This window comes from Neisseria sp. SLRRB23, from assembly GCF_050896295.1.
Classification (GTDB): Bacteria; Pseudomonadota; Gammaproteobacteria; order Burkholderiales; family Neisseriaceae; genus Neisseria.
Genome location: NZ_JBPBFH010000007.1, coordinates 57,544 through 70,090 on the forward strand (window position 1 = coordinate 57,544; position 12,547 = coordinate 70,090).

Annotated in this window: 11 protein-coding genes and 1 pseudogene; 9 read left to right on the plus strand and 3 right to left on the minus strand. The window is 47.0% G+C overall.

Annotated features, from left to right (window positions below; all coding sequences use genetic code 11):
• Positions 1-188 precede the first annotated feature (188 nt).
• Positions 189-2,651: an endopeptidase La gene (gene lon, locus ACRPFF_RS03010; protein WP_432673740.1), complete on the plus strand. Its 2,463-nt coding sequence runs from the start codon at positions 189-191 to the stop codon at positions 2,649-2,651.
• Between the two features lie 181 nt (positions 2,652-2,832).
• A complete protein-coding gene (locus tag ACRPFF_RS03015) occupies positions 2,833-3,102 on the plus strand; it encodes an HU family DNA-binding protein (RefSeq protein WP_118792585.1) in 270 nt (89 codons plus the stop codon).
• 58 nt (positions 3,103-3,160) lie between these two features.
• Here the strand turns inward: ACRPFF_RS03015 and ACRPFF_RS03020 are convergent, their stop codons facing one another.
• On the minus strand, positions 3,161-3,595 hold the full coding sequence (locus ACRPFF_RS03020) for a hypothetical protein (RefSeq protein WP_314169610.1): 435 nt from the start codon (positions 3,593-3,595) through the stop codon (positions 3,161-3,163).
• Positions 3,588-4,895, minus strand: a complete 1,308-nt coding sequence (locus tag ACRPFF_RS03025) for a homoserine dehydrogenase (protein WP_432673741.1) — start codon at positions 4,893-4,895, stop codon at positions 3,588-3,590. Before ACRPFF_RS03025 ends, ACRPFF_RS03020 begins: the two co-directional genes overlap by 8 nt.
• A 197-nt stretch (positions 4,896-5,092) precedes the next feature.
• On the opposite strand from ACRPFF_RS03025, the gene ACRPFF_RS03030 reads away from it, so the two are divergent.
• The 4 genes from ACRPFF_RS03030 (at position 5,093) to ACRPFF_RS03045 (ending at position 8,899) form a co-directional block, all read left to right on the plus strand.
• Positions 5,093-5,464, plus strand: a complete 372-nt coding sequence (locus tag ACRPFF_RS03030) for an Mth938-like domain-containing protein (RefSeq protein WP_432673742.1) — start codon at positions 5,093-5,095, stop codon at positions 5,462-5,464.
• A gap of 76 nt (positions 5,465-5,540) precedes the next feature.
• The gene (locus ACRPFF_RS03035; protein ID WP_432673743.1) at positions 5,541-7,460 is read left to right on the plus strand and encodes an ATP-binding cassette domain-containing protein; all 1,920 of its coding nucleotides are present in this window, start codon (positions 5,541-5,543) and stop codon (positions 7,458-7,460) included.
• A 475-nt stretch (positions 7,461-7,935) separates the two neighbouring features.
• Positions 7,936-8,439, plus strand: coding sequence for a hypothetical protein (locus ACRPFF_RS03040; protein WP_411712056.1), 504 nt, complete (start codon positions 7,936-7,938; stop codon positions 8,437-8,439).
• A 130-nt stretch (positions 8,440-8,569) separates the two neighbouring features.
• Positions 8,570-8,899 carry a hypothetical protein gene (locus tag ACRPFF_RS03045; RefSeq protein ID WP_432673744.1) on the plus strand — a complete coding sequence of 110 codons (330 nt, stop codon included), beginning with the start codon at positions 8,570-8,572 and terminating at the stop codon, positions 8,897-8,899.
• A 301-nt stretch (positions 8,900-9,200) separates the two neighbouring features.
• On the opposite strand, the gene ung is transcribed toward ACRPFF_RS03045, so the two are convergent.
• The gene (ung, locus tag ACRPFF_RS03050) at positions 9,201-9,860 is read right to left on the minus strand and encodes a uracil-DNA glycosylase (protein ID WP_432673745.1); all 660 of its coding nucleotides are present in this window, start codon (positions 9,858-9,860) and stop codon (positions 9,201-9,203) included.
• Between the two features lie 80 nt (positions 9,861-9,940).
• On the opposite strand from ung, the gene ACRPFF_RS03055 reads away from it, so the two are divergent.
• The 3 genes and pseudogenes from ACRPFF_RS03055 to ACRPFF_RS03065 all read left to right on the plus strand — a co-directional run.
• Positions 9,941-10,348: an NfeD family protein gene (locus ACRPFF_RS03055; protein WP_432673746.1), complete on the plus strand. Its 408-nt coding sequence runs from the start codon at positions 9,941-9,943 to the stop codon at positions 10,346-10,348.
• A gap of 14 nt (positions 10,349-10,362) precedes the next feature.
• Positions 10,363-10,486 (plus strand): annotated as a pseudogene (locus tag ACRPFF_RS03060) (paraslipin); the annotation flags it as partial.
• A gap of 268 nt (positions 10,487-10,754) precedes the next feature.
• On the plus strand, positions 10,755-12,547 hold a 1,793-nt coding region (locus tag ACRPFF_RS03065; protein ID WP_432673747.1), incomplete at its 3' end, for a hypothetical protein.

The following is a 12,547-nucleotide window of genomic DNA, read 5'->3' on the forward strand; positions in this document are numbered from 1 at the left end:
GGGAGCGGGCCGAAAAATACCGATCCGCCTGCATGCCGTCTGAAACATTAAAACTTCAGACGGCATTCTTGATATGTATATTTTATCCGAATATCAAACTTTATAAATAAACCGCGTATGCTTGAAATAATGCTTTCAACCCCAATTTACGCGACAATCAACAATCTGTCAGACACAAGAGAGTATTCATGACGCAGAAAGAAAAGAATTTTGAGGAATATGCTGCCTTGGCAACACTTCCTTTACGGGATGTCGTCGTTTATCCGCATATGGTTCTGCCGCTGTTTGTCGGCAGGGAGAAATCCATTGCCGCACTGGAAAACGCCGTCTCCAATGAAGAACCGGTTTTCCTGCTTGCCCAAACCGATGCCGCAGTGGAAGACCCTGTTGCCGCCGACCTGTACCAAACCGGTACCGTCGCACAAGTTTTACAGGTATTAAAGCTGCCTGACGGTACGGTAAAGGTTTTGGTCGAAGGCCTGTACCGCGGACAAGTTTTAACAATCGAAGACACAGGCGGGCTATTTGTCTCCCACATAGAAACCGTTAAAGACAATGATTCGGAAAGCCATCCGGAGCTTGAAGCCGTTCGCCGCACCCTGTTGGCACAATTTGAACAATACGCCAAACTCAATAAGAAGATTCCGGCAGAAATCGTCAACAGTATCAACGGCATTTCCGACAACAGCCGTTTGGCGGATACCGTGGCCGCCCATCTGCAATTGAAGCTGGAGCAGCGTCAGCAAATCTTGGAAACTGCCGATGTTGTTGACCGCATGGAATTCTTATTGAGCTGCCTGGAATCCGAGCTGGACATCATGCAGGTCGAAAAACGCATCCGCGGCCGTGTCAAACGCCAGATGGAAAAATCCCAACGCGAGTATTACTTGAATGAGCAAGTGAAAGCGATTCAGAAAGAATTGGGCGAAGAAGACGAACGCGGCGAACTGGATGCGCTGGAAGCGAAAATCAAAGAAGCGGGCATGACCAAAGAAGCTGAAGAGAAATGCCTGTCCGAACTGAAAAAGCTCAAAATGATGCCGCCGATGTCTGCGGAATCGACCGTAGTACGCAACTACATCGATACTTTGCTCGAGCTGCCGTGGAAGAAAAAATCCCGTGTCAGCAAAGATATTGCCAAAGCCGATTTGGTGTTGAACGCCGACCACTATGGCTTGGAAAAAGTCAAAGAGCGGATTTTGGAATACCTCGCCGTCCAAAAACGTATGGACAAGCTTAAAGGTCCGATTCTGTGTTTGGTTGGCCCTCCGGGGGTGGGTAAAACCTCCTTGGGCGAGTCCATCGCCAAAGCAACAGGCCGCCAATATGTCCGGATGGCTTTGGGCGGCGTGCGCGATGAAAGCGAAATCCGTGGTCACCGTCGTACCTATATCGGCTCTATGCCCGGCAAAATCCTGCAAAACATGGCTAAAGCAGGCGTGAAGAATCCCCTGTTCCTGCTCGACGAAATCGACAAATTGGGCAGCGACTTCCGCGGCGACCCTGCCAGCGCGTTGCTTGAGGTGCTCGATCCTGAGCAAAACAACAAGTTTGCCGATCATTATGCGGAAGTGGATTATGATTTGAGCGATGTAATGTTTATCGCTACATCTAACAGTTTGAATATTCCGACTCCGTTGCTCGACCGTATGGAAATCATCCGTTTGTCCGGCTATACCGAAGACGAGAAAATCAATATCGCCATGCAGTATCTCGTGCCGAAGCAAATGAAGCGCAATGGCGTGAAAGAAGGCGAATTGGTGGTCGAAGAAAGCGCGGTACGCGATATCATCCGTTATTACACCCGTGAAGCCGGTGTGCGTTCGCTTGATCGCGAGATTGCCAAAATCTGCCGCAAGGTGGTGATGCAGATTACCCTGAACGAAGATAAGAAAAGGTCGTCTGAAACCAAGAAAACCAGCAAAGCCAAGCCTAAAGCGGTTAAAGTCAATGAGAAAAACCTGCATGACTACTTGGGCGTGCGCCGCTTCGATTACGGCGTTGCCGAAAGTGAAAACCGTATCGGACAGGTTACCGGTTTGGCGTGGACCGAAGTCGGCGGCGAATTGCTGACTGTCGAAGCCGTGGCGTTGCCAGGTAAGGGCGTGATCCAGTGTACCGGCCAGTTGGGCGATGTGATGAAGGAATCTGTATCCGCAGCATGGTCTGTTGTCCGTTCCCGTGCAGAATCAGTGGGTTTGGCTCCTGATTTTTACGAGAAAAAAGACATCCATGTTCACGTTCCCGAAGGTGCGACGCCGAAAGACGGTCCGAGCGCAGGTATCGCCATGACCTTGGCGATGGTGTCTGCCTTTACCAAAATTCCGGTGCGCGCCGATGTAGCGATGACGGGGGAAATCACCCTGCGCGGCGAAGTCTTGCCAATCGGCGGATTGAAGGAAAAACTGTTGGCTGCCTTGCGCGGCAGTATCAAGCATGTATTGATTCCGAAAGACAATGTCAAAGACTTGGAAGAAATCCCTGAAAACGTGAAAACCGGCCTGACCATCCATCCGGTCAAATGGATAGACGAAGTATTGGCTTTAGGCTTGGAAACCCAACCCGAATCTTGGATTGGGCCTTCTGTTGCAGAAATAGTGAAAGAACCTGCTTCAAAACCGAAGCCTCGAAGCAAGGCAACCAAGCACTGACAGAGGGAAAATGTGTTGTAAAAATGCGGTTTTGTCCTGAGAGCCTGTAAAATAGGACGATTCCGTATTTTTTGCTTGACACGGCATTTTCAGAATTGCTATAAAGCGAAAGTTACTCAAGCAGTACAAACTCCCGATTATTCGGGCATTTCATCATTTTTTAGATAGAAAGGGACTGATTGTGAACAAGTCTGAATTGATCGAAACGATTGCTCAAGAAGCCGGCATTTCCAAAGCTGCCGCGCAAAAAGCTTTAGATGCCACTACCAATGCAGTAACTAACGCGCTGAAAAAAGGCGACACAGTTACTTTGGTCGGTTTCGGTACTTTCTACGTCGGCGAACGTGCCGAACGTCAAGGCCGCAATCCCAAAACCGGCGAACCTTTGACCATTGCTGCTGCCAAAACGCCTAAATTCCGCGCCGGCAAAGCTTTGAAAGACGCACTGTAAGCCGTTTTTTATGAAAAAAGCCGATTCTTTAAAGAATCGGCTTTTTTATCGGTCCACATTATTCTGATTTCAAATCGGCAACACACTGCTTGTCACGTGCTTCAAAGGCATAGGCGCCACCAAGCAAATTCAGTTGCTCTTGTGCGCCGAGTTTGCCGAAGGAGCTGATCTGTTTCTCGCTCAATCTGTCCAAAGGCTGCTCCCACATACATTTGCAGTAGTCGACGGCGAGGCGGGTATTGTTTGAATCTAAACCGCGGACCCGCAAATCGTTTTGCCATTTTTCGGCAAACGGAATGTTTTTTACGCAGGATTCAATAATTTTCTGTTTTGCCTGCGGTTTGGACATCGCGCATTGGGAGAGCAGGGCGGTTGAAGCGAGCAACGCCAAAATGACCCACGCCCAAATGCGGATAGTGCGGATTTTGGCTTTCGCTTTTTTACGCGCCGCAGCCTGTTCTTCGGCGGACATTTCGTTTTTCGGCTCAGTCATGCAGGCTTTCCATGCGGATCATGATGATCGGTTTTTCTACGCAGCTTAATGCTTCGATGGCGGCAATCGCACGCTTGATGTTTTTCTCGACCGTGCTGTGGGTCAAAATCACGATTTCGGCGGTAGTTTGGTCAATCACGCCTTTTTGGATTAAGGCTTCGATAGACACGTTTTCTTGTGCCAACAGCGCGGCGATTTGCCCCAGCGTGCCCGGTTCATCTTTGGCTTGGACGCGCAGGTAGTAGCTGCTGGTAATTTCGTCCATAGGCAGGATGGTTTGCGCTTGGACTTGGGCGGGTTGGAACGCCAGATGCGGTACGCGGTGGCCTGTATCGGCTTCGATCAGGCGGGCGATGTCGATGATATCGGCAACCACGGCGGAAGCGGTCGGTAATGCGCCCGCGCCCGCGCCGTAATATAAGGTTTCGCCGACCATATCGGCGTTGACGCGCACGGCGTTCATCACGCCGTTGACGTTTGCCAAGAGGCGGCTTTCGGGAATCAGGGTAGGGTGGACGCGCAATTCGATACCTTTGCCGGTTTTGCGGGTGATGCCCAAAAGTTTGATGCGGTAGCCGAGTTCTTCGGCGTATTTGATGTCGCGGCTGTCGAGTTTGCTGATGCCTTCGAGGTAGCAGGCGGAAAAGTTCATCGGCGTACCGAATGCCAGCGCGCTCATGATGGTGATTTTATGGCCTGCGTCGTTGCCTTCGATGTCGAAGGTCGGGTCGGCTTCGGCGTAGCCCAACGCCTGTGCTTCTTTTAATACGTCGGCAAACGCGCTGCCTTTTTCGCGCATTTCGGAGAGGATGAAGTTGCTTGTGCCGTTAATAATGCCAGCGATGGATTTGATTCGGTTTGCCGCCAAACCTTCGCGCAGGGCTTTGATAATCGGGATGCCGCCGGCGACTGCGGCTTCAAATTGCACCATGACATTTTTTTCTTCCGCCAGCGGGAAGATTTCGTTGCCGTATTCGGCGAGCAGTTTTTTGTTGGCGGTAACGATGTGTTTGCCGTTTTCAATGGCTTTCAACACCGCATCTTTGGCAATGCCGGTACCGCCGAACAATTCGACGACGACATCGACGTCTTCACGCGCGACCAGTTCGAACGGGTCTTTGACAAAGGCTGCGGACGGGCAGATTTGGCGGGCTTTTTCTTCGCTCAAGTCGCATACGGCACTGATGCGCACTTCGCGTCCCAAACGGCGGCTGATTTCCGCCGCATTGTCCCGCAACACGGCAGCCGTACCGCTGCCGACCGTACCCAAACCTAAAAGACCGATGTTTACTGGCTTCATTGTGTCTCCTTGTAAGCCGACTGAAATGTAAATATTGAAAGACGAAAATATCCGCTGCCGATATAATTGTGTCGCACTTTGAATCAAATGCCGTCTGAAATCAGCAGGAGAGGTCAGATGAAATCCGCTAATCCTACATGAATTTGTCTGATTTTGCACCCCTCCTGATACAGATGAAGCGGCAACAGGATAAAAAAATGTTATTTGAAGAAAATCCGATAGACGAACATTTTGCAGAGTATGACCGCCGCACGGGTGAAATCCGGCTGTCCGGCAGACATTTCAATAAGCCTGTGCTGCTGCATAAGGATTCTGCCGGTCTCTCGAAATGGCAGTCATTGTCAGAACTGACACCGGATAATCTGTTGTCTGATGTCAAAGCGGATGATTATCCGGAAATATTGATTATCGGGACTGGGGCGGTACAGAAGTTTATCCATCCCAAAATCATGGCGGATTTTTCCCAAATCGGAATCGGTGTGGAATGGATGAATACCGAATCGGCATGCAGGACATTGGCCTTTTTGCACTCGGAAGGGCGTAAAACCTGGGCGTGGCTTCAACCGTAAATTTCCCATTTCAGACGGCATCAGCACTTTCTTTCAGGTAAAATACGGGCTTTTTCCGCCCGATGATGTTTCCGTTATGATTGAAATTAAAAACCTCACCCTGCAACGCGGTTTGAAAGTCCTGCTCGACAAGGCTTCAGCCACCGTCAATCCCGGTCAGCGCGTCGGTTTGATCGGTAAAAACGGGACGGGCAAATCCAGCCTGTTTGCCTTAATCAAGGGCGAAATCACCCAGGACGGCGGCGATGTCTCGATTCCGAAAAACTGGCGGATTTCCTCCGTTTCCCAAGAAACGCCCGACTTGGATATTTCCGCATCGGACTATGTTTTGCAGGGCGATACCGAGTTGCAGGCTTTTCAGACGGCATTGGCGCAGGCGGAAGCGCAAAACGACGGTATGAAACAGGCGGAATATCACGCCAAATTGGAAGAAATCGACGCTTATACCGCTCCGGCGCGTGCGGCAAAATTGTTGGACGGGCTGGGTTTTTCTCAAGAAGAACACAGCCGCCCCGTCAAATCCTTTTCCGGCGGCTGGCGGATGCGCCTGAATCTTGCACAAGCGCTGATTTGCCGTGCCGATTTGCTGCTTTTGGACGAACCGACCAACCACTTGGATTTGGAAACCGTCTTGTGGCTGGAAAACCATCTTGCTTCTTTACCNTGCACGCAAATCATCATTTCCCACGACCGCGATTTCCTCAATGCGGCCACCACCCAAACCATCGAATTGTCGCAGCAAAAGCTCACGCAATACGGCGGCAATTACGATTTTTACCAAAACGAACGCGCGCAACGTCTGGCGCAACAACAAGCCGCCTATGTCAAACAGCAGGCGCAAATCAAACATCTGCAATCCTTTATCGACCGCTTCAAAGCCAAAGCCACCAAAGCCGTTCAAGCGCAAAGCCGTATGAAGGCGTTGGCGAAGCTCGAACGCATCGCCCCCGCGCATCTGGACAGCGAGTTTTCCTTTGAGTTTTACAATCCCGAGCATCTGCCCAATCCTTTGCTGAAGCTGGAACACGCAGATTTGGGTTACGAAGGCAAAACTGTTTTGCACGACATTACCCTGTCGCTGGAAAGCGGCGCGCGCTATGGTTTATTGGGTGTCAACGGCAGCGGTAAATCTACATTTATCAAAGCCTTGGCGGGCAAAATCGATTTGCTCTCCGGCAGCATCGTCCGTTCCGAAAAACTCAATATCGGCTATTTTGCCCAACACCAGCTCGACACCATCCGCGCCGACCAAAGCCCTGTTTGGCACATTCAGCAGCTTTCTCCCGAAGTGCGCGAACAAGAAATCCGAAATTTCCTCGGTGGCTTCAACTTTGTCGGCGATATGGCGTTGCAGAAAACCGAACCCTTTTCCGGCGGAGAAAAAGCCCGCCTTGCCCTTGCCATGATTATCTGGCAAAAGCCAAACTTGCTGCTGCTTGACGAGCCGACCAACCATTTGGATTTGGATATGCGTCATGCCTTAACGCTCGCGTTGCAAAGTTTCCAAGGTGCATTAATCGTCGTATCGCACGACCGCAGCCTGCTTGAAGCCACGACCGACAGTTTCCTCTTGATAGACAAAGGCCGTCTGAAAAACTTTGACGGCGATTTGAACGATTACCGCCAATGGCGCTTGGCACAGGAAAACGCCGCAACCGCGCCAGCAGCTTCCACTCAAAGCCAAAACCGCAAACATACCAAGCGTATCGAAGCACAAATCCGTCAAGAAAAAGCCCGACGCAGTAAACCGATACAGCAGAAAATCGACCGTGCCGAAAAAGAAATGGCACGGCTTTCCGAAATTCAGACGGCATGTGAGGCATTTTTAGCACAAGAAGAAGCTTACTTTGAGGAAAACAAAGAAAAATTGCAGGACACTTTATCCAATCTGGCGAAAGTCAAAACACAGCTTGCCCAAATCGAAGAAACTTGGCTGACTTGCCAAGAAGAATTAGAACGGATTGAAACTGAAATTGGGATACAGTTTGCCGAGTGATAAGGAAGCGCGGGCAGGGTGCTTATATTTGTCTGCCAAGAACGGTATAATTTGCGTTTTATCGTCGTCTTTTCACTTTACCAACATGAAAATTAGANTTTTCGCCGCCTTGGTTCTCCTGTCCCTTTCTGGCGCGGCGGCGCAAGCCTCTGTATACAATTGCAGTTTAAATGGTAAAAGCGTATATACATCAGATCCATCAGGATCATGTACCGGTGCAGACTTACCTAAAATCAGCAGCCACCAGGGAGGCGAATACCGTCTGAAAATAAAAAAACTCAGTCAAGAAACCCAAATACACGTAGAAAGTAAAAAGAAAAACAAAAAAACTGTTGGAAAAAAGAAAAAGAACGTGAGGACCGCTAACATCCCGAAGGAAAATCAAAAGAAAATAGATAAAAAGAGAAGTTTACCCAAATAAAAACGCCAAGAAATCCTTAAAAATCAAAATTATCATCCGGATATCAAANACATTATGAAATCAAAACTATCCTTAATCCTAATTAACCTTTCACTGATTTCGATGCCATTAAGTGCAGATGCAGCCAAAATTTATACCTGCACAGCCGACGGAGAGACCATTTACACCACAAAACCATCTAAAAGCTGCCACTCAGCCGATTTACCACCAATCGGAAGTTACAGCAGCGACCATTATATTCCGTCCCATACGCCTGTACCTTCAAACAGTGAACCTGTCGTCAAACATAAAGCACCGGTCAGAACAGTATCCAAGCCGACAAAATCCAATACTCCGCCGCCTCAACAAGCACCTGTAAACAACAGCAGACGCTCCATTCTCGAAGCAGAATTAAGCAATGAACGCAAAGCCCTGACCGAAGCCCAAAAAATGTTATCGCAAGCACGTTTGGCAAAAGGCGGCAACATCAACCATCAAGAAATAAATGCATTACAAAGCAATGTATTGGACAGGCAGCAAAATATCCAAGCCCTGCAAAGGGAACTGGGGCGCATGTAAGCTGATGAAGAATATGGCAAAATGTGCCCAAACCAAAAATAAGGGATAAGGAGCATATGCTCAAATAGAGAGCCTTTGCAAAAATCTGTATCATTAAATTACAGGTTTTCGCAAAGGCTTTGATTTTATTATGCTTTCACAATCCCAATGGCTGGATGCCGCCAAAGGGCGGTTACGTGTGCGTTCCGATTACGCACTTTCCAAAAGATGGGCGGTTACACCGTCCGAAGTGTCCCAATACCGGCGCAACCGTCTTAGGTTTCCTTTTGCCATCGTCTTGGATATTGCCGACGTGATGGATATAGATCCGATTGAAATTATTGCAGGTTTGGAATATAGACGGTGCAGAGAAATTGACAAGGAGCGCATAAAAAGGGCGTATTTCAAAGCCCATTGCGCGCATTTCGTTTATCCGAACAATCCGGGCTTTTTCCACCGTAAAAAACGGTTCTTCGGCTAGTTCGCATAATGTATATTATGTTAAATTTATGATAGATTGAATAGATGTTTTTACAACCNCCATTCAAAACTCAGTCGCTTAAAAATTTAATCAGAACAAATAAAAGGCAAACAAAGCATCAAGAGTTGTTTGAATTCCGCTATTGAATTCCGCTAAATGAACCTGACACACAAACTTTGAAACTTAAAGGCCGTCTAAATCCTAGAATTCGAGAGGTTTTACATTATGTCTTAATCTCTTTGTTTCAAGCTTCAAAAGCAGCCTTGAACGAGGTTTAAGCAACTTAGCATTCAGACGGCATTCACAGCTTCCAGTTTATCGGATCGATACCGTGTTGACTCAAATAGCTGTTTGCCTGTGAAAAATGGCGGCAGCCGAAAAAACCGCGATATGCCGACAAAGGGGACGGATGCGGTGCGGTCAGTATCAAATGATTTTGACTGTCTATCAGCCTCCCTTTTTGTTGTGCATACCCGCCCCACAACATAAAGACAAGGTGCTTGCGGTGTGTCGCAAGCTGCCTGATGACGGTATCGGTAAAGCGTTCCCAGCCTAAAAGGGCGTGCGAATGCGCCTGTCCTGCACGCACCGTCAAAACTGTGTTCAGAAGTAATACGCCCTGCTCCGCCCAAGCCGTCAGGCAGCCGTGCGCGGGAATCGAAAAGCCTTCGATGTCAGTTTCCAATTCTTTGTAGATATTGAGTAAAGACGGGGGTATGCGGATACCCTGCCGGACGGAAAATGCCAAACCGTGCGCCTGCCCTGCCCCGTGATACGGATCTTGTCCGAGAATAACGACTTTGACCCGATCGAACGCTGTCAGCCGGAATGCGTTGAATACATCCGCCGTCGGCGGATAGATGATTTGTCCCGACAAACGTTCCTGCCTGACCGCATTTAAAATTTCCTGAAAATACGGCTGCTGTTTTTCGCCGCCGAGTGCATCGTGCCAAGTGTCCATATCTGCCCTATCCTTTCAAATTCGGCTATACTGCTGATATTGCGTTATTTTGTCAAACGACGCGCTTTGTGGGGAAATGTATGACTGTATGGTTTGTTGCTGCTGTTGCCGTCTTAATCATCGAATTATTGACGGGAACGGTTTATCTTTTGGTTGTCAGCGCGGCTTTGGCGGGTTCGGGCATTGCTTACGGACTGCCCGGCAGCACGCCTGCCGCCGTCTTGACCGCCGCTCTGCTTTCCGCGCTGGGCATTTGGTTCGTACACGCCAAAACCGCCGTGGGAAAAGTTGAAACGGATGCATATCAGGATTTGGATGCCGGACAATATGTTGAAATCCTCCGACACACAGGCGGCAATCGTTACGAAGTTTTTTATCGCGGTACGCACTGGCAGGCGCAAAATACGGGGCAGGATGTGTTTGAACCGGGAACACGCGCCCTCATCGTCCGCAAGGAAGGCAACCTTCTTATTATCACGCACCCTTAACATCATGAGAAATCATGGAATTTTTCATTATCTTGCTGGCAGGCGTCGTTGTTTTCGGCTTCAAATCCTTTGTCGTTATTCCTCCAACAGAAAGTCCACGTTGTCGAAAGGCTCGGACGTTTCCATCGCGCCCTGACTGTGCGTAATGTATCAACCGCGCTTTTTATTACGGCTTGTAGCTCTATTAGTAAAACTCCAGCGAAATCTGTGGATATTTATTAAACCTTATTATTCGGCTGAAAATAGAAAAGCAGAAAATGTATTTGTACATAAAGAAATCAATCTTATGATACGTGAAAATACGTTAAAAGTTATAAAAATGCGGTAAGATTTGTAGAAAAACCCTGCTCGTAGCAAAACTGTATTAAAATCAAGTCCCTCTTAACACTAGACAAAAGAAGAAAAAATGAGACAATTTGGCAAGCAAGCAAGCAAGCAAGCAAGCAAGCAAGCAAGCAAGCAAGCAAGCAAGAAAATTTTAACTAAACTTTCACCTGTCGCAATGGCTTTTCTTGCAATATCCCCCAATTATTCTTGCGCATCGCAAATCCCTCAAATTACTGAAGGTGAGCACGCGGCAATTCATAAATCAAGACAAGATAACGTTGCAGATGATCTGCTTTTCAAGATAGAAAGTGGAAAATCAGCGGTTGTTAATGGCGCGTCTGATATAGATTTAGGCGCAAATGAGCATTTAGCTCGCTTAAATGGGGGTACGCTGGAATTAAAGGCAGAAAAAACAGCACCCGGCCGTATCAACTTTGCTGATGGTTCAAACCAAGTGAGTTTCGGTGATAATAAATCCATCGTTAAGATTGAAAACTATCACTTAAGCAGTGAGGAACAAAGCGAAGGTAGGACTACAAACAAAAACATTTTTTCGGCAACAAATGGTCATGAATCTCATGAACTACACTTAAATAACGTTTCCGCTAAGCTAAAAAACCCTTTAATTGACTATCGTAATAATCCAAATGCGAAAGTGTTTATAAAAAACGATAAAGCCCATGAAGTTGAAACGAAAGGATTTGCATTAATTTACGCTAATAAAGGTGAAATTAATGGCGGGACTTATATAGGTGATAAGGTAGTAATTCAAGCAGAGAAAAATATAGATTTTACTATTAATAATGCAGAGCTGCGTTCTTCTACAGTCCCTATTCGTGTGAACTATAAAGCTTCAAGTATAAATGACCCTGTAGGGGGAAAATTAACAATCAATGATTCTGTTATAACGGTATCAGACAAGGAAAGGATAAGTGATGATGTATATCCCGCCATACAGGTGCCTGAATTTGATACGACATTAACCATTAATCGTTCTACAATAACAGGGGGAGATAAAGCTGCAGCTGTTGGTATACGTGGTGTCATTCCAAATGGACAAAATAAACCAACAAAAATCTTTATTAATGATTCTCTTATTGATACGGGATCAGCCTTTGGGTTTAATAGTTTTCCTGTTGTTTACTATGACAATTCTCCTAGAATAATTGAACTAAGCAATACGATAATGACTGATAAAGTCAAATATATTCAAGGTGATATTAATGATTGGGGTCAATCTAATGATGCACCAGTAGAGATTATTGCTAAAAATAACAGTAAATTATCGGGTGCTTTCAACTACTATTATGAGGATTATTACAATCGCTTGACCTTGAAATCCCATTCGGAATGGAAAGTCAAAGAGCACAAAGGTAACAATAGTCTTTGGAATCAATTAAAAAAATTAACCCTAGATGAAGGTAAAGTTTACTTTGCAGGGAAAGATATCGAATTAAGGGTGATAGATAAAGTCAGTGGCAATGGAATATTTGGGCTTTATGCGGATTTAAGCACGGATGATGTTAATCTAGCCAAAAACACCCTTACATTTCAAAAGGGCTGGGAAGGTAATTTTGAAATTGAAATCTATGATGTGGGCGATGGCTCCTTTAAAAAAGCACATGGCAAACAACTTATCAATATCCCTCAAAACAATGATGCCCATGCCACTTTCTATCGTCGCCACTTAAAAGGCGTTGAGGAATTAGTGTTGCGTAAATGCCCAACAGGGTGGTGTACTTACATAAAACCACGTACAGAAAGTGTGGTTTATGCGGCAAATTCAGAGGCAGCAAATAACATGTTTACTCTGCGTTTACATGACCGTCTCGGCAATGTGTTTATGCAACCTAATAAAACCCAAGCAGTCTG

Coding starts and splice junctions, on each gene's coding strand:
- ACRPFF_RS03045 (WP_432673744.1), top strand. CDS start 8,570: ATGCTTTCACAATCCCAATGGCTGGATGCCGCCAAAGGGCGGTTACGT.
- ung (WP_432673745.1), bottom strand. CDS start 9,860: ATGGACACTTGGCACGATGCACTCGGCGGCGAAAAACAGCAGCCGTAT.
- ACRPFF_RS03030 (WP_432673742.1), top strand. CDS start 5,093: ATGTTATTTGAAGAAAATCCGATAGACGAACATTTTGCAGAGTATGAC.
- ACRPFF_RS03055 (WP_432673746.1), top strand. CDS start 9,941: ATGACTGTATGGTTTGTTGCTGCTGTTGCCGTCTTAATCATCGAATTA.
- ACRPFF_RS03025 (WP_432673741.1), bottom strand. CDS start 4,895: ATGAAGCCAGTAAACATCGGTCTTTTAGGTTTGGGTACGGTCGGCAGC.
- ACRPFF_RS03040 (WP_411712056.1), top strand. CDS start 7,936: ATGAAATCAAAACTATCCTTAATCCTAATTAACCTTTCACTGATTTCG.
- lon (WP_432673740.1), top strand. CDS start 189: ATGACGCAGAAAGAAAAGAATTTTGAGGAATATGCTGCCTTGGCAACA.
- ACRPFF_RS03020 (WP_314169610.1), bottom strand. CDS start 3,595: ATGACTGAGCCGAAAAACGAAATGTCCGCCGAAGAACAGGCTGCGGCG.